The sequence below is a fragment of the Rhodospirillum centenum SW genome, from assembly GCF_000016185.1.
In the GTDB taxonomy this organism is placed as follows: domain Bacteria; phylum Pseudomonadota; class Alphaproteobacteria; order Azospirillales; family Azospirillaceae; genus Rhodocista; species Rhodocista centena.
Genome location: NC_011420.2, coordinates 642,846 through 661,659, shown reverse-complemented (window position 1 = coordinate 661,659; position 18,814 = coordinate 642,846). Strand labels below are relative to the sequence as shown.

The window sequence follows — 18,814 nt, the reverse complement described above, 5'->3', positions numbered from 1 at the left end:
CCGGGGGCCGTGGACGCCCCGTCGCTGCACATCCCCGTCCTGCGCGACGAGGTGGTGGACGCCCTCGCCCCCCGCGACGGTGCTGTTCTGGTGGACGGGACCTTCGGCGCCGGCGGCTACACCGCCGCCCTGCTGGCCTCGGCCGCCTGCACCGTCTGGGCGATCGACCGCGACCCCGCCGCGGTGGCCCGCGGCCATGCGCTGGCAGCCCGGCATCCCGGCCGGCTGACCGTCCTTGACGGCACCTTCGGCTGCATGGAGTCGCTGCTGGCTGCGCACGGCATCACCCGCGTGGACGGCATCGCGCTGGACATCGGGGTCTCCTCCCCCCAGATCGACGATCCGTCACGCGGCTTCTCCTTCCGCTTCGACGGTCCGCTCGACATGCGGATGGGATCGCATGGGACGACGGCCGCCGACATCGTCAACGAGCGGGACGAGGCGGAGATCGCCGACATCGTCTGGCGCTATGGGGAGGAGCGGCACTCCCGCCGCGTCGCCCGCGCCATCGTGGCGCGCCGGCGCGAGGCTCCCATCACCCGCACCCTGGACCTTGCCGAGATCGTGCGCTCCGTCGTGCCGAAGTCGAAGGACGGCATCGATCCCGCCACCCGCACCTTCCAGGCGCTGCGCATCGCCGTGAACGACGAGCTGGGCGAGCTGGAGCGTGGTCTGGCCGCGGCCGAGCGGCTGCTGGCCCCCGGCGGCCGGCTGGCCGTGGTCACCTTCCATTCGCTGGAAGACCGGGTGGTGAAGGAGTTCCTGCGCAGCCGTTCCGCCGCAGCCCCCGCTCCGTCGCGCCACCTGCCGGCCCCGGCCGACGCCCCGGCGCCGACCTTCCGCCTGATCGCCCGGTCGGGCGTCACGCCCGCGCCGGCGGAACTGGCCGCCAATCCCCGCGCCCGTTCGGCGCGGCTGCGCAGCGCCGAACGCACCTCGGCCCCCGCCCGTCGCCTGGGAGACGCCGCATGATCGGCAAATCCACCATCGTCTGGATCGCCCTCGCCTCGCTGGCCAGCGTGATCCTGTACCAGACCAGCTACCGGGTGCAGGAACAGGCGGAGAAGCTCTCCTCGCTGAACCGCCAGATCGTCGCCGAGCAGGAGGCGATCCAGGTGCTGCGGGCGGAATGGGCCTATCTCAACGATCCGACGCGGCTGGAGGCCCTGGTGGCCCAGCACCTGCTGCTGCAACCCACCCGCGCTGAACAGATCGTCTCCCTGGACGCCCTTCCGGAGAAGCAGCCCGAGCTGCTGGCGACCGTCACGGTCCCGGTCCCGGCGCGCAAGCCCGGCCGGGCCGCGGCGCCGGCGCACAGCCCGCGGCGTGACGCGCCCCGTCCGGACGCCCCCGTCGTTCTCGCCACCTACGGAGCCCCCCGATGACCGACGCGCCCCTGTCGCTGACCGGCTTCGACATGACCGGCCTCGACCGGCCGCACGCCCCGCGGACGGAACCGCGGGTCCGCTGGCAGCCGCACGGCAACCCGGCTCTGGAGCAGGGGCGCCATCGGCTGGTCGTGACGGCGGCCATGTTCGCGCTGGCCTTCGGCGCGGTCGGGCTGAAGCTGCTGGACGCGACGGTGCTGAGCCGGGGCGGCGAGCCGCAGGTGGCCCGCGCCGCCGGGGCCAAGGCCCCGACCAGCCGCGCTGACATCGTGGACCGCAACGGCGTGCTGCTGGCGTCGTCGCTGACGACGGAGTCGCTGTTCGCCGACCCGAAGCTGGTGATCGACCCGAAGGAGGCGGCCCGGCGCCTGACCGAAGTGCTGGACATCAAGGAACAGGATGTCCTGGCCGAGTTGCAGAGCGACAAGCGTTTCGTCTGGATCAAGCGCAACCTGACCCCGCGTCAGGTCTATGAGGTGAACCGCCTGGGCATCCCCGGCCTGGCCTTCCAGCGGGAGGAGCGGCGCATCTACCCGCAGGGCAGCCTTGCCGCCCATGTCGTCGGCTTCTCCGGGGTCGACAATGTCGGCCTGATGGGGATCGAACAGGCGTTCGACCGCCGCCTGAAGGAGAACCAGGAGCCGCTGCGCCTGTCCATCGACGTGCGGCTGCAGCACATCCTGCGCCGGGAGGTGCAGACCGCGATCGACGACTTCCAGGCGATCGGCGGCGCCGGCATGGTGATGGACGTCAAGACCGGCGAGCTGCTGGCGATGGTCAGCCTGCCCGACTTCGATCCGCACAATCCGCCGCCCCCGCAGGAGCAGCAGGACCTGGACCCGCGGTTCAACCGGAACACGCTGGGCGTGTATGAGATGGGCTCCACCTTCAAGATCTTCAACACGGCGCTGGCCCTGGAGTCGGGCCGGGTGAAGCTGCGCGACATGTTCGACGCGACGCGCCCGATCCGCATCGGCCGCTTCACCATCTCCGACTTCCATGCGGAGAACCGCTGGATGGACGTGGTGGACGTGTTCAAGCATTCGTCCAACATCGGCTCGGTGCGGATGGCCGAGCAGGTCGGCCCCGTCGCCCAGAAGGAGTTCATGACGAAGCTGGGCTTCGCCCGGCCCGCCTCGCTGGAACTGCCGGAGATGGGCTGGCCGATCATCCCCAACCCCTGGCGCGACGTGAACATGATGACCATCAGCTTCGGGCACGGCATGTCCGTCAGCCCGGTGCATCTGGTCACCGCCGCCGCCGGCGTGGTGAACGGCGGCATCATGCATCCGGCGACCCTGCTGAAGCGCGACCGCGACGCAGAGATTCCCGGCACCCGGATCGTCAGTGAGCAGACCAGCGACACGCTGCGCAAGCTGATGCGCATCGTCGTCACCGAGGGCACGGCCAGGATGGCGGATGCGCCGGGCTATCTGGTGGGCGGCAAGACCGGCACGGCCGAGAAGGTCAAGAATGGCGGCTATGCCAGAAAGGCGCTCATCTCCTCCTTCCTCGGCGTGTTCCCCATGAACGATCCGAAATACGTGGTCTACGTGATGGTGGACGAGCCCAAGGGGAACAAGAAGAGCTTCGGCTATGCCACGGGCGGCTGGGTGGGCGCCCCCACCGGGGGGCGCATCGTGGCCCAGGCCGGCCCGCTGCTGGGGGTCCGGCCGCAGGACGCGCAATCGCCCGAGATCATCCATGCCCTTGCCATCAATCCCGTCGATCCTCCGGCCGTCGCCCAGGTGGCGTCCGTTCCGGCGGGCAGTTCCGGGGGGCGGTGATGCGCCCCCGGAACCCCCACCCGCGATGACCCGAACGACATGAAGAAGCTCTCGGACATCATGGCCTCCCGCACCGAAATCGCCGTCTCGGCCCTGGCGCTGGAAAGGGATCCGCCGATCACCGCCCTGACCGCCGATTCGCGCAAGATCGTGCCCGGAACGCTGTTCGCAGCGTTGCCGGGCACACGCCATGATGGGCGGGACTTCATCGCCCAGGCCGTGGCGGCCGGGGCGTCGGCCGTGCTGGCCCCGAAAGGGACGGTGCTGCCGCCGGGGTGCGAGCATGTCGCCCTGATCGAGGACCTGAACCCGCGGCGGCGGCTGGCGCTGCTGGCCGCCGCCTTCTACGGGGCGCAGCCGCAGCGCATCGCGGCCGTGACCGGGACCAACGGCAAGACCTCCACCGCGCAGTTCACGCGGCAGATCTGGTCCGGGCTCGGCCACCGCAGCGGCGCCATGGGGACGCTAGGTCTGGTGGCCGATGGCTTCCCGAACATCGAGACCTTGACGACACCCGACCCCGTCGAGCTTCATAGGCTTCTCGCAGAGCTCGCCCGCGGCGGCGTGACCCATCTGGCGATGGAGGCCTCGTCGCATGGACTCGACCAGTTCCGGCTGGACGGGGTGCTGGTGACGTGCGCCGGCTTCACCAACCTGACGCGTGATCATTTGGACTACCACCGCACCATGGAGGCCTATTTCCAGGCCAAGGCGACGCTGTTCGAGCGCGTCATGCCCCAGGGTGCCGTGGCCGTGCTGAACGCCGACACGCCGCAGTTCGAGGCGCTGGCGGCCCTCTGCCGCTCGCGCAAGCAGACGGTCATCGGCTACGGCGAGCGTGGCCGCGAGCTGGCGCTGCACTCGGCCCGGCCGCTGCCGCACGGCCAGCAGGTGGAGATCGAGGTGTTCGGCACCCGCCACAGCCTGGAGCTGCCGCTGGTCGGCAACTTCCAGCTCTGGAACGCGCTCTGCGCCCTGGGGCTGGTGATCGGCTCCGGCGAGGATCCGGCGGCGGCGACGGCGCAGCTCGCCCGCCTGGAAGGGGTGCGCGGCCGCCTGGATCTGGTCGCGCGGCTTAAAAATGGCGCGGCCGTCTACGTCGATTACGCCCACACGCCCGACGGCCTGGAAACGGTTCTGAAAGCCTTGCGGCCGCATACCGTCGGCCGTCTGGTCGCCGTGTTCGGTGCCGGTGGGGACCGCGATCCGGGCAAGCGCCCGCTGATGGGCGAGGTGGTGGCGCGGCTCGCCGACCGGGCCATCGTCACGGACGACAACCCGCGCAGCGAGGTTCCGGCGGTGATCCGGGCGGCGATCCTGGCCGCCTGCCCCGACGCCACGGAGATCGGCGACCGCGCCGAGGCCATCGAGGCCGCCATCGCGGGGCTGGAGCAGGGCGACGTGCTGGTCGTCTGCGGCAAGGGGCACGAGCAGGGACAGATCGTGGGAACCGAAGTGCGACCGTTCGACGACGCCGCCGTCGCGCGCGCCGCCGTCGGCAGGCTCAACGTGTGACGGGGTGCAGGCCATGAAGACGCACGACGGCTCCGACATCCTGTGGACAGCGGCTGATGCCGCCGCCGCGACCAACGGCCGCCATCCGACCGGGCGCACCCCGGGGCACTGGATGGCGACAGGCGTCTCCATCGACAGCCGCACGCTCCGGCCCGGCGACCTGTTCGTCGCGCTGAAGGGCCCCAACTTCGACGGCCACGACTATGTCGGCGACGCGCTGGCGCACGGGGCCGCGGCGGCCCTGGTCTCCCGCCTGCCGGGCAACGTGCCGCCCGAGGCGCCGGTGCTGCTGGTGGACGACACCCTGGCCGCGCTGGAGGATCTGGGGCGCGTCGCCCGCCTGAACGCCCGCGGCAAGGTCATCGCCGTCACCGGATCGGTCGGCAAGACCGGGACGAAGGAGGCGCTGAAGCTCTGCCTGGACGCCCGGGGGCCGACCTTCGCCACCCAGGGCAGCCTGAACAACCACTGGGGCGTGCCGCTGTCGCTGGCCCGCTTTCCCGCCGACGCGCACTACGGCGTCTTCGAGCTGGGCATGAACCATGCCGGGGAGATCGGGCCGCTGTCCCGCATGGTGCAGCCGGACGTGGCGATCATCACCACGGTGGAGGCGGTGCATCTGGAGTTCTTCGCCAGCGTCGAGGGCATCGCCGACGCCAAGGCAGAGATCTTCGAGGGCATGACGCCGGCCGGCACCGCCATCCTGAACCGCGACAACCCGCATTTCGCCCGGCTGGTCGCTGCCGCCCGCACCCAGGGCCTGACCCGGATCTGGAGCTTCGGCACGCAGGAGGGCGCGGACGCGCACCTTCTGGAGTGCTCGCTGCACGCCACCTCCTCCGCCGTCACGGCCAGCATCCGGGGCGAGCGCATCCAGTACTGCCTGTCCCTGCCCGGCCGGCACCATGTCCTGAACAGTCTTGCGGTGCTGCTGGCCGTCAGCGCGGCCGAGGGCGACGTGGCCGCCGCGGCGCGGCAGCTCTCCCAGATCGCCCCGATCAAGGGCCGTGGCCTGCGCCGCCGGGTGGCCCTGGCCAAGGGCAGCTTCACCGTGATCGACGAGAGCTACAACGCCAGCCCCGTCTCCGTCGCCGCCGCAGCCACCGTGCTCGGCAAGGCCGATCCCGGCGCCGGCGGCCGCCGCATCGCCGTGCTGGGCGACATGCTTGAACTGGGCGCGCAGGCGCCCTCGCTGCATGCCGGGCTGGCCGACCAGTTCCGCCGCGCGGGCGCCGATCTGGTGTTCTGCTGCGGCCCGAACATGAAGTTCCTGTTCGACCGCCTGCCCGCCGCCCTGCGCGGCCGCCATACCGAGGACAGCGCGGCGCTGGCGCCGCTGGTGGCGGACGCGGTGCGGGCGGGCGACGTGGTGATGGTGAAAGGATCGGCCGGCAGCCGCATGAGCCGGGTGGTCGATGCGCTCGTCGCGCTCGACCACGGGGATCAGGCGGCGGAGGCACCGGCCGCGGTCGCCGCCGGTTCGGCGAGCTGAGGACGACATGCTGTTCAACCTGCTCTATCCGCTGGCGGACGAGTTCCAGATCTTCAACCTGTTCCGGTACATCACCTTCCGGACGGGCGGGGCGATGGTGACCGCGCTGCTGATCAGCTTCGTGATCGGGCCGCGGGTGATCCGCTGGCTGAAGTCGGTGCAGGGAGAGGGCCAGCCGATCCGCACCGACGGGCCGGAAACCCACCTGAAGAAGAAGGGCACGCCCACCATGGGCGGGCTGATGATCCTGATCGCGGTGATCGTCAGCACCCTGCTCTGGGTGGATCTGGCGAACGTCTACACCTGGATCGTGCTGCTGGTGACGGTGGGATTCGGCCTGATCGGCTTCGGCGACGACTTCCTGAAGCTGACCAAGCGCAACACCAAGGGCCTGTCGGGCAGGCTCAAGCTCGCCTGGACCATCGCCATCGCCGGCGTCGCCGCCACCTGGTACATCGCGGTGACGCCGCACCCGCTGGACACCGGCCTCGCCGTCCCCTTCTTCAAGGACCTGCTGGTCAATCTCGGCTGGTTCTTCATCCCCTTCGCCATCCTGGTGATGGTCGGCGCCAGCAACGCCGTGAACCTGACCGACGGGCTGGACGGTCTCGCCATCGTGCCGATCATGATCGCGGCGGCGACCTTCGGGCTGATCGCCTACCTGTCGGGCAATGCGATCTTCGCCGGCTATCTCCAGATCCACCATGTCCCCGGCACGGGCGAACTGGCCGTGTTCTGCGGCGCGCTGGTCGGGGCGGGGCTGGGCTTCCTCTGGTTCAACGCCCCGCCGGCCATGGTCTTCATGGGCGACACGGGCTCGCTCTCCATGGGTGGCGCGCTGGGCGCCGTCAGCGTGATGACCAAGCACGAGCTGGTGCTGGCCATCGTCGGCGGCCTGTTCGTGCTGGAGGCGGTGTCGGTGATGGTGCAGGTCGCCAGCTTCAAGCTGACCGGCAAGCGCGTCTTCCGGATGGCGCCGATCCACCACCACTTCGAGAAGAAGGGCTGGTCGGAGCCGACGGTCGTCATCCGTTTCTGGATCATCGCCGCCATCCTGGCGCTGGTCGGCCTCTCCACCCTGAAGCTGCGGTGAGGGCCGGATGATCGACCTCTCCTTCCTTGCCGGCCAGCGTATCGCGGTGATGGGGCTCGCCCGCTCGGGCCTCGCAGCCGCGATCGCGCTTTCCCGCGGCGGCGCCGAGGTGCTGGCCTGGGACGACGCCGAGGCCGGACGCACCGCGGCCACCGCCGCCGGCCTGCCGCTGACCGACCTGCATCACGCCGACCTGACCGGCGTGACGGCGCTGGTGCTGTCGCCGGGTATCCCGCACACCTTCCCCGCCCCGCATCCCGTGGCCGCGCGGGTGCGCGCCGCGGGCATCCCGGTCATCGGGGACGTGGAGCTGCTGCGCCGCGCCCGGCCGGAGGCGACCTATCTCGGCATCACGGGCACCAACGGCAAGAGCACGACAACGGCGCTGACCGGCCACATCCTGGCCGCCGCGGGGCGGCGCCTGCAGGTCGGCGGCAACCTGGGCACCCCGGTGCTGACCTTCGAGCCGTTGGACGCCGGCGACGTCTACGTGCTGGAGATGTCCAGCTACCAGCTCGAACTGACGCCCTCGCTCGGCTTCGACGCGGCGGCGCTGCTGAACATCACGCCCGACCACCTGGACCGCCACGGCGGCATGGACGGCTATGTCGCCGCCAAGCGGCTGGCCTTCCGCCCTGCCCCGTCCCCGCGGCCCGCCCTGCCGGTCGCCGTGATCGGGGTGGACGACGCCCACTGTTCCGCCATGGCCGACGCGCTGGAGGCCGAGGGCGGCCGCCGCGTTGTCCGCATCTCCGCCGAACGGGCCGTGGCCGGCGGCGTCTCCGCCCCCGACGGCGTGCTGGTGGACGACAGCGAGGGCCGCGCCGTGGCCGTGCTGGACCTGCGCGGGTGCCCCTCCCTGCCCGGCCGGCACAACTGGCAGAACGCCTGCGCCGCCTATGCCCTGGCGCGCGCCGCCGGGGTGGCGCCGGAGGCCATCGCCAGCGCCATCCGCAGCTTCGCCGGGCTGGCCCACCGCCAGCAGGCGGTCGCCACCATCGACGGCGTCCGCTTCGTCAACGACAGCAAGGCGACCAACGCCGATGCCGCGGCCAAGGCCCTGGGCTGCTACGACGCCATCCACTGGATCCTGGGCGGCAAGCCGAAGGAGGGCGGGCTGGAAGGCCTGGACGCCTTCATGCCGCGGGTCCGCCACGCCTTCCTGATCGGCGCCGCGACGGAGGAGTTCGCGTCCTGGCTGGCCGCCCGCGGGGTGCCGCACACCCGCTGCGGCACGATGGAGACGGCGGTGCCCACGGCCTTCCGTTCGGCGCTCGCCGGGGGCGAGCCGGGGGCTGTCGTGCTGCTGTCGCCCGCCTGCGCGAGCTTCGACCAGTATCCGAACTTCGAGGTGCGCGGCGACCACTTCGCCAAGCTGGTGCAGGCGCTGACGGAGGCCGGCCGATGAGCTTCACCTTCGCCCGCACCGACCATTCCCTGCTGGGCCGCTGGTGGTGGACCGTGGACCGCTGGACGCTGGCGGCCGTGGTGCTGATCGCGGCCATCGGCGTGGTGCTGATCCAGGCCGCCAGCCCCGCCGTGGCCGAGCGCATCGGCCTGACCACCTTCCACTTCATCGAGCGGCACCTGATGCTGCTGCTGCCGGCGCTGGGCGTGATGGTGGGCGTATCGCTGCTGTCCCCGCGCGGGGTGCTGCGGCTGTCGGTGGGGCTGTTCCTGCTCTCGCTGATCGGCATCGCCCTGACCCTGGTGGTCGGGGTGGAGATCAAGGGCGCCACCCGCTGGCTGCATCTCCCCGGCCTGTCGGTGCAGCCGTCGGAGTTCGTGAAGCCCGCCTTCGCGGTCGTCGCCGCGTGGCTGTTCGCCCTTCAGCGCAACCGCGAGGGCTTCCCGGGCATCCCGGTCGTCGCCGGGCTCTTCCTGGTCACGGTGGCGATGCTGCTGATGCAGCCTGACCTGGGCCAGACCTTCGTCATCACCGCCGTCTTCGCCGGGCAGTTCTTCCTGGCGGGCCTGCCGGTGCTGCTGGTGGTGGGGCTGGTGGTGCTGGGCATCTCCGGCCTTGTCGGCGCCTACTTCCTGTTCCCGCATGTGCAGAGCCGCATCGACCGCTTCCTCGACCCCGCCTCGGGCGACAACTACCAGGTCGCCCGCGCCATGGAGGCGTTCGAGAAGGGCGGCCTGTGGGGCACCGGCCCCGGCCAGGGCAGCGTGAAGATGTCGATCCCCGACGCCCATGCGGACTTCATCTTCGCCGTCGCCGGAGAGGAGCTGGGCCTGCTCTGGTGCCTGCTGATCGTCGGCCTGTTCGCCTTCGTCGTGCTGCGCGGCTTCGCCCGCGCCTTCAACGACCAGAGCCTGTTCGTGCTGCTGGCCGCATCGGGCCTGTGCATGCAGTTCGGCCTGCAGTCCCTCATCAACATGGGGTCGTCGCTGCACCTGATGCCGACCAAGGGCATGACGCTGCCCTTCATCAGCTATGGCGGGTCCTCGCTGATCGCGCTGGGAATCGGCATGGGCATGCTGCTGGCGCTGACGCGGCGCCGCTTCGGACCGGGAGACGTACCATGAGCATGGCCCCCATCGTGCTGGCGGCCGGCGGCACCGGCGGCCATCTGTTCCCCGCCGAGGCGCTGGCGCGCGAGCTGCTGGAGCGCGGCCACCGTGTCGTGCTGGTGACGGACGTGCGCGGCACCGCCTTCGGCGATGCGCTGCGCGAGGTTCCGGTCCACCGCATCCGCTCCGCCACCCTGGGCGGCGGGCTGCTGGGCAAGGCGCGCACGGCGCTGGAGCTGGGCATCGGCACGCTCCAGGCGCGCCGCCTGCTGTCGCGGCTGGAGCCGGCGATCGTCGTCGGCTTCGGCGGCTATCCGTCCTTCCCGGCGGTCTACGCCGCCGCCGGCCTGCGCATCCCGGTGGCGATCCACGAGCAGAACGCCGTCATGGGCCGGGCCAACCGGATGCTGGCGCGGCGGGCGCGGCTGATCTGCACCTCCTTCCCGGAAGTGCAGGGCATGGACAATGTTGACCGGGCGCGCGCCGTGCGGACCGGCAATCCCGTCCGCCCGGCCGTTCTGGCCCTACGCGACCGGCCCTACGAGGCGCCCCTGCCGGGCGGCAGCCTGGACATCCTGGTCACCGGCGGCAGCCAGGGTGCCACCGTGTTCGGGGAGATCGTGCCGCGCGCCGTGGCGATGCTGCCGGAGGACCTGCGCCTGCGCCTGGGCATCGTGCAGCAGGCGCGCGCCGAGAACCTCCAGGCGGCCCGCGACGGGTATGCGGCCCTGGGCGTCCAGGCCACCCTCGCCCCCTTCTTCCGCGACCTGCCGGAGCGGCTGGCCCGCTGCCACCTGATGATCGGCCGTGCCGGCGCCTCCACCGTGGCGGAGCTGACGGTGGCCGGTCGGCCCTCGATCCTGGTGCCCTATCCGCACGCCACCGACGACCACCAGACCGCCAACGCCCGCGCCGTGGCGGCGGCGGGCGGTGCCTGGATCATGCCGCAGCCGGAGTTCACGGCCGAGGCGCTGGCGGCACGGCTGACGGCGCTGCTGACCGATCCCGCCCCCCTGGCCCCGGCCGCGGCCGCCGCGGCCGCCTGGGGCCTGCCGGATGCCGCGCGCCGGCTGGCCGACGCGGTGCTGGGCGCCGCCGGCCTGGGCAACGGCCGGAGCACCCCGGACAGCCAGATGCGAGCCGCCGAATGAGCGCCCCGATGCATGCCCCCACGCCCAGCGGCCCTTCTCCCGCAAGCTCGGCGCCCGCCGGCCCCGCCCGTTTCCCGGGGAGGGCCTGAGCCATGCGCGCGATGCCGCTTTCCATCGGCACCATCCACTTCGTCGGCATCGGCGGCATCGGCATGTCGGGCATCGCCGAGGTGCTGCACAATCTCGGCTATTCCGTCCAGGGCAGCGACATCGCCGACAACTACAACGTCGCGCGGCTGCGCACCCTGGGTATCCGGGTGGAGATCGGCCACCGGGCGGAGAATCTGGGCGAAGCGGCGGTCGTCGTCATCTCCTCCGCCGTGCGGACCGACAATCCCGAGGTCGTGGCCGCCCGCGCCGCCCTGGTGCCGGTCGTGCGCCGGGCGGAGATGCTGGCCGAGCTGATGCGCCTGAAATGGTCGGTGGCGGTGGCCGGCACGCACGGCAAGACCACCACCACCTCCATGGTGGCGGCCCTGCTGGACGGGGCCGGCTTCGACCCGACCATCATCAACGGCGGCATCATCAACGCGCTGGGCACCAACGCCCGGCTGGGCAGCGGCGACTGGATGGTGGTCGAGGCGGACGAGAGCGACGGCACCTTCACGAAGCTGCCGGCGACCATCGCCGTCGTCACCAACATGGACCCCGAGCATCTGGACTTCTACGGTACCTTCGAGAAGGAGCGGGAGGCGTTCGACCGCTTCGTCGAGAACATCCCGTTCTACGGCTTCGCCGCGCTCTGCACCGACCATCCGGAGGTGCAGGCCCTGGTCGCCCGTGCCGACCGCCGGATCGTCACCTACGGCTTCAACCCGCAGGCGGACGTGCGCGCCGTCAATGTCGAGGGCGACCACCGCGGCGCCTTCTACGACGTGCAGGTCTCCGAGCGGGTGACCGGCGAGGCGCGCACCATCGAGCGGGTGCATCTGCCCATGTACGGGCTGCACAACGTCCAGAACTCGCTCGCCGCCATCGCCGTCGCCATCAACATGGGCATCGCGGACGAGCAGATCCGCGCCAGCTTCGCCCGCTTCAGCGGCGTCAAGCGCCGCTTCACCCGGACGGGCGAGTCCAACGGGGTGGTCGTGATCGACGATTACGGCCACCATCCGGTGGAGATCCAGGCGGTGCTCAAGGCGGCCCGCATGGCCGGCAGCGGCCGCACCATCGCGGTGGTGCAGCCGCACCGCTACAGCCGCCTCTCCTCGCTGTTCGAGGAGTTCTGCACCTGCTTCAACGATGCCGACGCCGTGATCGTGGCCGACGTCTACGCCGCGGGCGAGCAGCCCGTCGAAGGCGCCTCGAAGGAGGCGCTGGTGGAGGGGCTGCGCACCCACGGCCACCGCAACGTGCAGGCCCTGCCCTCGCCCGAGGCGCTGGCCGGCATCGTGCGCGAGCTGGCGCAGCCGGGCGACATGGTCGTCTGCCTGGGGGCGGGCAGCATCACCGGCTGGGCCAACCGGCTGCCGGCAGAGCTGGACGCGCTCCACGGCATCAGCGGCGGAACCGCCCCGGCGGCCAAGGCGGGAGGCACCTGATGACGGCTGCCGAGCCCCTGCCGGGTCCCCATCTGATCGACCGCCTGCCGCGCGTCCGCGGGCGGCTGACGGCGGACGCGCCCCTGGGGCCGATGACCTGGTTCCGGGTCGGTGGAACGGCGGACGTGCTGTTCCGCCCGGCCGATGCCGACGATCTGGCCGGCTTCCTGGCCGGCTGCCCGGCCGACGTGCCGGTCACGGTGATCGGCGTCGCCAGCAACCTGCTGGTCCGCGACGGCGGCGTGCCCGGCGTGGTGATCCGCCTGGGCGGTCCCTTCGCGGAGATCGCCGTCGAGGGCGACCGGCTGGTCGCCGGGGCCGGGGCGCTGGACTACAACGTCGCCCTGACCGCGCAGCACGAGGGACTGGCGGGGCTGGAGTTCCTCTCCGGCATCCCCGGCACGATCGGCGGCGCCCTGCGCATGAACGCCGGCGCCTACGGCCGGGAGACGGCCGATCTGGTGGTCACGGCCGAGGGGATCGACCGCGCCGGCCGGCGCCTGCGCTTCGACCGCGCCGGGCTGCATCTCGGCTACCGCCACTGCGGCGTGCCCGAGGACGTGATCTTCACCGGCGCCGTGCTGCAAGGCACGCCGGGGGACAAGGCCGCCATCGCCACCGCCATGGACGCCATCCAGAAGGCACGGGCGGACAGCCAGCCGGTACGGGCGCGCACCGGCGGCTCCACCTTCGCCAACCCGGACCCGGAACTGTCGGGCGGGGCCAAGGCCTGGCAGCTCATCGACCGGGCCGGCTGCCGCGGGCTGCAGATCGGCGGCGCGCAGGTCTCGGAGAAGCACTGCAATTTCCTGCTGAACCTGGGCGATGCCACGGCCGCCGACCTGGAGGGGCTGGGCGAGGAGGTCCGGCGGCGGGTGCTGGAGACGAGCGGGATCGAGCTGCGCTGGGAGATCCGGCGGATCGGCCGGCCGGCCCGGGAGATCACGCCATGACGAACGCGGCGAAGTCTTGCCGAGTCTTGCCGGCGGCCCGCCGGACCTTACGCGGAGTCATCGCGCCGGCGCCGGCCGGGGCGGTGTCCGGGCGGTTCGACTCGGCCGTGCGGCCGCATTCCATAGACGTCGTGATGATCACTACCACAAAATCTTGCGTTTCCTTTTCCATCTGCGAAGGTCTAGAACTGGCTCCCCGTCCGGCCGGGACGGACGGGGATGCCGGATGGGGAGCGGGATCATGAACCAACGCCGCCCGACGCGGGTGGCCGTCCTGATGGGCGGCTGGTCGGCAGAGCGCGACGTATCGCTGGTCAGCGGCCGGTCCGTCGCGGCCGCGCTGGAAGAGCGCGGCTACGCCGTGACAGCGGTGGACGTGCAGCGCGACCTGCCGGCCCTGCTGCACGCCCTGACGCCGAAGCCGGACGTTGTCTTCAACGCCTTGCACGGCCGCGGCGGGGAGGACGGGCTGATCCAGGGCGTGCTGGAGTATCTGGGCGTCCCCTACACCCATTCCGGCGTGCTGGCCTCCGCCCTGGCCATGAACAAGGAGATGACCCGGCGCGTCCTGGCCGCCGTCGGCGTGCCGGTGCCCGACGGTGTGACCGTGACGCGCGAGCAGATCCTGGCCGGGCATCCGATCGAGCCGCCCTATGTCGTGAAGCCGGTGGACGAGGGCTCCTCCGTCGGCGTCCGCATCGTCCGCCCCGGCCAGAACCAGTCGGTGCTGGAGGAGGGCGGCTGGGCCTATGGCGAGCGCGTGCTGGTGGAGCGGTTCATCCCGGGCCGCGAGCTGACCGTGGGCGTGATGGGCGACCGTGCCCTTGCCGTGACGGAGATCGTGCCGCGCTCCGGCTTCTTCGACTACGCCGCGAAGTACACCGAGGGCGAGGCCGTCCACGTCTGCCCGGCGCAGATCCCGCAGGATGTCCAGGAAGAGGCGCTGCGGCTGGCCCTGCTGGCGCACCGGACCCTGGGATGCAGCGGCGTCAGCCGCAGCGATTTCCGCTGGGACGACAGCCAGGCCGGCACCGGCGGCCTCTACTTCCTGGAGACCAACACGCAGCCCGGCTTCACGGCCCTGTCGCTGCTGCCGGAGCAGGCGGCATCGCAGGGCATCGGCTTCGCCGAGCTGTGCGCCTGGATCGTGGAGCAGGCCCGATGCCACGCGTGAGCGCCGCCGCCTACGACACCGGCCGGGGCTCGGCCGACAGCCACCGGGCGAAGATCGCCGCGGCGGCCCGCCGCGCCACCATGCAGGCGGCCCGCCGCGCCAACCGCCGCCGCGCCCTGCCGCGCTGGGCCCTGCCCTCCCTGCGCGCCGGGCTGAAACTGAGCCCGGTGCTGCTGCTGGCCGGTTTCCTGGCCTGGGTCTGGGCCGACGGCCGCCTGCCGGAGATGGCCGGGAAGGCGTCCGAGGGCTTCGTCCGCACGACGGCCGAAGCCGGGCTGGCCGTGACCGAGGTGCTGGTGAAGGGCCGGGCGGAGACGGACGGCGCCGCCGTGCTGGCCGCGCTGGGGGTCGGAACCGGCTCGCCCATGCTGACCTTCGATCCGCATGCCGCCCAGGCGGCCTTGCAGGCCCTCCCCTGGGTGGCCGCCGCCACCGTGGAGCGCCGCCTGCCGGGGACGATCTTCGTCCAGCTCGTCGAGCGGACGCCCATGGCGCTCTGGCAGCACGAGCAGAAGCTCTACCTGGTGGACGCCGACGGGGTGGTGCTGACCGACGAGCGGCTGGAACGCTGGCCCGACCTGCCGATGCTGGTGGGGGCGGACGCGCCGAAGCACGGCCGCGAGCTGCTGGCCCTGCTGTCGGCCGAACCGCTGATCGGCGCCCGGGTCGAGGCGGCCGTGCTGGTCGGCGGCCGGCGCTGGGACCTGCGCCTGGACAACGGCGTGGACGTGCGCCTGCCGGAAAAGGAGATGGCCGCGGCCCTGCGCCAGCTCGCCACCGTGCAGCAGACGAACCGGGTGCTGGAGCGGGACATCGTGGCGGTGGACCTGCGGGTGCCCGACCGGCTGGTCGTGCAGACCTCCGCGCAGGCGGCGGAGCAGCGCCGCGAGGCGCAGCGTCAGAAGAAGATCTGAGAGGGCGGCGGGCATGGCATTTCCGGGGGCGCTGAACGTCAGAAGCAGACCGAAGCGGGTGTCGCGCGGGGGCACCATCGCCGCGCTCGACGTCGGCTCGGGCAAGGTCGTCTGCTTCATCGCCAAGGTGGACGACCCCGGATCGATCCGCGTCGTGGGCATCGGCCATCAGGTCAGCCGCGGCGTCCGTGCCGGCGCCATCGTGGACATGGAGCAGGCCGAGACCGCCATCGGCACCGCCGTCCACGCCGCCGAGACCATGGCCGGCGAGCAGATCCGCGAAGTGCTGGTCAGCCTGTCCGGCGGCCAGCCGGAGAGCCAGACCATCACGGTGGAGACCGCCATCGCCGGACAGGTGGTCAATGACGGGGACCTGAAGCGCGCCCTGGCGCAGGCCCACAACCTGAACGTCGCCCCCGATGCCGAGCTGATCCACTCCATCCCCGTGGGCTACACGGTGGACGGCTCCAAGGGCATCCGCGAGCCGCGCGGGATGGTGGGCGAGCGGCTGGGCGTGCGCCTGCACGCCGTCACCACCGCCGCCAACCCGATCCGCAACCTGACGACCTGCATCGGCCGCTGCCACCTGGGTGTGGAGGGCTTCGTCCTGAGCCCCTACGCCTCGGGCCTCGCCTGCCTGGTCGAGGACGAGATGGATCTGGGCGTCACCCTGATCGACATGGGGGGCGGCACCACCAGCATGTCGGTCTTCTTCGACGGCAAGATGATCTGGTGCGACAGCATCCCGCTGGGCGGCGGTCACGTCACCAACGACATCGCCCGCGGGCTGACCACGCCGCTGGCCCATGCCGAACGGCTGAAGACCCTCTATGGCAGCGCCATCCCCACCGTCTCCGACGAGCGCGAGATCATCGACGTGCCCCAGGTCGGCGAGGAGGAGCACGCGCAGGCCAACCACGTCCCGAAATCGCTGCTGGTCGGCATCATCCAGCCCCGGCTGGAGGAGATCTTCGAGCTGGCCCGCGGCCGGCTGGAGGCATCGGGCATCGGCAAGCTGGCCGGCCGGCGCGTCGTGCTGACCGGCGGCGCCAGCCAGCTTCCCGGCATGCGCGAGCTGGCGCAGCAGGTGCTGGACAAGCAGGTCCGCACCGGCCGGCCGCTGCGCATCGGCGGGCTGGCGGAAAGCGTCGGCGGCCCGGCCTTCTCCGCCGCCGCCGGCCTGCTCGTCTACGCGCTCCAGCAGCAGACGGAACTTCCGGCCCTCGCCCCGCTGGTCGAACAGCAACCGTCCGGCTGGCTGGGCCGGGTCGGTCTATGGCTCCGGGAGAACCTATGACCGACGATGAACGACCTCCCCCCGGGCGAAGGCGCCGCCCGATCGCGCAAGCGCCCCTTCGCCAGTGCCGTCCGCGACCCGAGACACTCCTAGCCCCAGGGAGAGACCGATGACCATCAAGCTCAGCATCCCCACCGTCGACGTGCAGAGCCGCCCCCGCATCACCGTCTTCGGCGTCGGCGGCGCCGGCGGCAATGCGGTCAACAACATGATCCGCGCCAACCTGGAAGGCGTGGAGTTCGTGGTCGCCAACACCGACGCCCAGGCCCTGACGTGCAGCCAGGCCAGCAAGCGGGTGCAGCTCGGCAGCACCATCACCCGGGGGCTGGGCGCCGGGTCGCGCCCCGATGTCGGCCGGGCCGCGGCCGAGGAGCAGCTTGAGGAGATCCTCTCCCACCTCGACGGCACCAACATGGCCTTCATCACCGCCGGCATGGGCGGCGGCACGGGCACGGGTGCCGCCCCGGTGATCGCGCGGGCGGCACGCGAGCAGGGCATCCTGACGGTCGGGGTGGTGACCAAGCCCTTCCACTTCGAAGGGGCGCACCGCATGCGCATCGCCGAAGCCGGGATCCAGGAACTGGCCCAGTTCGTCGATACGCTGATCATCATTCCGAACCAGAACCTGTTCCGCGTCGCCACCGAGAAGACGACCTTCGCCGACGCCTTCAAGATGGCGGACGACGTGCTGCACGCGGGCGTCCGCGGCGTCACCGACCTGATGGTGATGCCCGGCCTCATCAACCTGGACTTCGCCGACATCCGCACCGTGATGACGGAGATGGGCAAGGCCATGATGGGCACCGGCGAGGCCGACGGCGACAACCGCGCCATCGCCGCGGCCGAGGCCGCCATCTCCAACCCGCTGCTGGACGACGTGTCCATGAAGGGCGCGCGCGGGGTGCTGATCAACATCACCGGCGGCCACGACCTGACCCTGTTCGAGGTGGACGAGGCGGCCAACCGCATCCGCGAGGAGGTGGACCCCGAAGCCAACATCATCTTCGGCTCCACCTTCGACCAGACGATGGAGGGGCGGGTGCGCGTCTCGGTGGTCGCCACCGGCATCGAATCCGTCGCCAGCGCCCAGCCGCGCGTGCCGGGGCAGCCGCAGCTCGCCGTCGTCGGCGGGCGCTCGCCGCACACGCCTGTCCGCTCCGTGCCGCAGGCCCCGGCCCGGGAAGCCATGCGTCCCGCCGGTTTCGCCGCCGGCAATCTGGCGACCTCCACCTATGTAAACCTGACCCCGGCACCGATGCCGACCCCGGTTTCCGCCGAGTCCGACCCGGCGTCCATGACGGCGCCGTTGCCGGAGGAGGCCGCGCTGGAGGCGGCAACCGCGGAGATGGGCGCCCCCGCTCCGGCCGAGGCGCCGAAGCCGATGTTCGAGCAGGCCGGCCCGCGCAGCCCGGCGGCACCGCAGGGGCCCCTGCGCGGCGAACGGCGCGAGGGCGCCTTCATCCCGCCGCGGGCGGCCGATCCCGGCCCGCGCCTGGGGCCGGCCGCGCCGGACCGCTATGCCGCCCCGGCGCCGGATGCGAAGCGCCCCGGCCTGTTCCAGCGCATGCTCGGCATCGGCGGTCAGCCGGCGCAGCCCGCCCCCGCGCCGCGGATGGCGGCCCCGGCCCCGACCGCGCCGCGCAATCCCTTGCAGGCCCCGCCGCCGGCGGGGGCTGCCCCCGTCGGTCCGGAGGCCGGTGCCCGGCCGAAGGCGCCGACCCCCGAGGAGGATCACCTGGGACATCCCCGCCTTCCTCCGCCGGCAGGCGAACTGAGCAAGGCGTCGGACCGCGGCTGACGCCCGGTCCGGTAGGAGGAGGGGTCCGCCGGACCGCTCCGATATTGCGCTGCGGAAGACGCCGGTCCGGTTCTGCCGGGCCGGCGTCCGTCTGTGCGCGCCGTCACACCCCGACGCCGATTCCATCATGTCGATCAAGGCCGTAGCCGCAGACCGGAAGCGTCGGCGACGTAACAATCGGTAACAAAGAGTGA

At 72.0% G+C, this 18,814-nt stretch carries 16 protein-coding genes; 15 read left to right on the top strand and 1 reads right to left on the bottom strand.

The window, feature by feature from the left end; translation table 11 throughout:
• Positions 1-9: 9 nt before the first annotated feature.
• From rsmH to murB, 11 genes are all read left to right on the top strand, one after another.
• Positions 10-972, top strand: a complete 963-nt coding sequence (rsmH, locus tag RC1_RS02930) for a 16S rRNA (cytosine(1402)-N(4))-methyltransferase RsmH (protein WP_202795582.1) — start codon at positions 10-12, stop codon at positions 970-972.
• Positions 969-1,385 carry a cell division protein FtsL gene (gene ftsL, locus RC1_RS02925; RefSeq protein ID WP_012565847.1) on the top strand — a complete coding sequence of 139 codons (417 nt, stop codon included), beginning with the start codon at positions 969-971 and terminating at the stop codon, positions 1,383-1,385. The genes rsmH and ftsL overlap by 4 nt, the downstream gene beginning before the upstream one ends.
• Positions 1,382-3,175: a peptidoglycan D,D-transpeptidase FtsI family protein gene (locus tag RC1_RS02920; protein ID WP_012565846.1), complete on the top strand. Its 1,794-nt coding sequence runs from the start codon at positions 1,382-1,384 to the stop codon at positions 3,173-3,175. Before ftsL ends, RC1_RS02920 begins: the two co-directional genes overlap by 4 nt.
• 39 nt (positions 3,176-3,214) lie before the next feature.
• On the top strand, positions 3,215-4,690 hold the full coding sequence (locus tag RC1_RS02915; RefSeq protein WP_012565845.1) for a UDP-N-acetylmuramoyl-L-alanyl-D-glutamate--2,6-diaminopimelate ligase: 1,476 nt from the start codon (positions 3,215-3,217) through the stop codon (positions 4,688-4,690).
• Between the two features lie 13 nt (positions 4,691-4,703).
• Positions 4,704-6,182, top strand: a complete 1,479-nt coding sequence (locus RC1_RS02910; protein WP_012565844.1) for a UDP-N-acetylmuramoylalanyl-D-glutamyl-2,6-diaminopimelate--D-alanyl-D-alanine ligase — start codon at positions 4,704-4,706, stop codon at positions 6,180-6,182.
• Positions 6,183-6,189: 7 nt separating this feature from the next.
• Positions 6,190-7,275: a phospho-N-acetylmuramoyl-pentapeptide-transferase gene (gene mraY / locus RC1_RS02905; RefSeq protein ID WP_012565843.1), complete on the top strand. Its 1,086-nt coding sequence runs from the start codon at positions 6,190-6,192 to the stop codon at positions 7,273-7,275.
• A 7-nt stretch (positions 7,276-7,282) separates the two neighbouring features.
• The gene (gene murD / locus RC1_RS02900) at positions 7,283-8,683 is read left to right on the top strand and encodes a UDP-N-acetylmuramoyl-L-alanine--D-glutamate ligase (RefSeq protein WP_012565842.1); all 1,401 of its coding nucleotides are present in this window, start codon (positions 7,283-7,285) and stop codon (positions 8,681-8,683) included.
• Complete coding sequence (locus tag RC1_RS02895) at positions 8,680-9,807, top strand: FtsW/RodA/SpoVE family cell cycle protein (protein WP_012565841.1); 1,128 nt, start codon at positions 8,680-8,682, stop codon at positions 9,805-9,807. Before murD ends, RC1_RS02895 begins: the two co-directional genes overlap by 4 nt.
• On the top strand, positions 9,804-10,943 hold the full coding sequence (murG, locus tag RC1_RS02890) for an undecaprenyldiphospho-muramoylpentapeptide beta-N-acetylglucosaminyltransferase (RefSeq protein ID WP_012565840.1): 1,140 nt from the start codon (positions 9,804-9,806) through the stop codon (positions 10,941-10,943). The genes RC1_RS02895 and murG overlap by 4 nt, the downstream gene beginning before the upstream one ends.
• Positions 10,944-11,035: 92 nt before the next feature.
• Positions 11,036-12,484: a UDP-N-acetylmuramate--L-alanine ligase gene (gene murC, locus RC1_RS02885; protein WP_012565839.1), complete on the top strand. Its 1,449-nt coding sequence runs from the start codon at positions 11,036-11,038 to the stop codon at positions 12,482-12,484.
• The gene (gene murB / locus RC1_RS02880) at positions 12,481-13,437 is read left to right on the top strand and encodes a UDP-N-acetylmuramate dehydrogenase (RefSeq protein ID WP_419760921.1); all 957 of its coding nucleotides are present in this window, start codon (positions 12,481-12,483) and stop codon (positions 13,435-13,437) included. Before murC ends, murB begins: the two co-directional genes overlap by 4 nt.
• Here the strand turns inward: murB and RC1_RS02875 are convergent.
• Entirely contained in the window at positions 13,427-13,609 is a 183-nt protein-coding gene (locus tag RC1_RS02875) for a hypothetical protein (protein WP_041785103.1), read from the bottom strand. The genes murB and RC1_RS02875 overlap by 11 nt on opposite strands.
• A 69-nt stretch (positions 13,610-13,678) precedes the next feature.
• Between RC1_RS02875 and RC1_RS02870 the strand changes: the two genes are divergently transcribed.
• The 4 genes from RC1_RS02870 (at position 13,679) to ftsZ (ending at position 18,620) form a co-directional block, all read left to right on the top strand.
• A complete protein-coding gene (locus RC1_RS02870) occupies positions 13,679-14,611 on the top strand; it encodes a D-alanine--D-alanine ligase (protein ID WP_041785102.1) in 933 nt (310 codons plus the stop codon).
• Positions 14,599-15,525 carry a cell division protein FtsQ/DivIB gene (locus RC1_RS02865; RefSeq protein WP_012565835.1) on the top strand — a complete coding sequence of 309 codons (927 nt, stop codon included), beginning with the start codon at positions 14,599-14,601 and terminating at the stop codon, positions 15,523-15,525. The genes RC1_RS02870 and RC1_RS02865 overlap by 13 nt, the downstream gene beginning before the upstream one ends.
• Positions 15,526-15,538: 13 nt before the next feature.
• Positions 15,539-16,822, top strand: coding sequence for a cell division protein FtsA (ftsA, locus tag RC1_RS02860; RefSeq protein ID WP_012565834.1), 1,284 nt, complete (start codon positions 15,539-15,541; stop codon positions 16,820-16,822).
• Between the two features lie 109 nt (positions 16,823-16,931).
• Positions 16,932-18,620, top strand: coding sequence for a cell division protein FtsZ (ftsZ, locus tag RC1_RS02855; protein ID WP_083759236.1), 1,689 nt, complete (start codon positions 16,932-16,934; stop codon positions 18,618-18,620).
• The last annotated feature ends 194 nt before the right edge of the window (positions 18,621-18,814 follow it).

Bases quoted from the DNA above. Each gene is read 5' to 3' on its own strand.
- ftsL (WP_012565847.1), top strand. From the start codon at position 969: ATGATCGGCAAATCCACCATCGTCTGGATCGCCCTCGCCTCGCTGGCC.
- RC1_RS02920 (WP_012565846.1), top strand. From the start codon at position 1,382: ATGACCGACGCGCCCCTGTCGCTGACCGGCTTCGACATGACCGGCCTC.
- RC1_RS02915 (WP_012565845.1), top strand. From the start codon at position 3,215: ATGAAGAAGCTCTCGGACATCATGGCCTCCCGCACCGAAATCGCCGTC.
- RC1_RS02910 (WP_012565844.1), top strand. From the start codon at position 4,704: ATGAAGACGCACGACGGCTCCGACATCCTGTGGACAGCGGCTGATGCC.
- mraY (WP_012565843.1), top strand. From the start codon at position 6,190: ATGCTGTTCAACCTGCTCTATCCGCTGGCGGACGAGTTCCAGATCTTC.
- murD (WP_012565842.1), top strand. From the start codon at position 7,283: ATGATCGACCTCTCCTTCCTTGCCGGCCAGCGTATCGCGGTGATGGGG.
- RC1_RS02895 (WP_012565841.1), top strand. From the start codon at position 8,680: ATGAGCTTCACCTTCGCCCGCACCGACCATTCCCTGCTGGGCCGCTGG.
- murG (WP_012565840.1), top strand. From the start codon at position 9,804: ATGAGCATGGCCCCCATCGTGCTGGCGGCCGGCGGCACCGGCGGCCAT.
- murC (WP_012565839.1), top strand. From the start codon at position 11,036: ATGCGCGCGATGCCGCTTTCCATCGGCACCATCCACTTCGTCGGCATC.
- RC1_RS02875 (WP_041785103.1), bottom strand. From the start codon at position 13,609: ATGGAAAAGGAAACGCAAGATTTTGTGGTAGTGATCATCACGACGTCT.
- RC1_RS02870 (WP_041785102.1), top strand. From the start codon at position 13,679: ATGAACCAACGCCGCCCGACGCGGGTGGCCGTCCTGATGGGCGGCTGG.
- RC1_RS02865 (WP_012565835.1), top strand. From the start codon at position 14,599: ATGCCACGCGTGAGCGCCGCCGCCTACGACACCGGCCGGGGCTCGGCC.
- ftsA (WP_012565834.1), top strand. From the start codon at position 15,539: ATGGCATTTCCGGGGGCGCTGAACGTCAGAAGCAGACCGAAGCGGGTG.
- ftsZ (WP_083759236.1), top strand. From the start codon at position 16,932: ATGACCATCAAGCTCAGCATCCCCACCGTCGACGTGCAGAGCCGCCCC.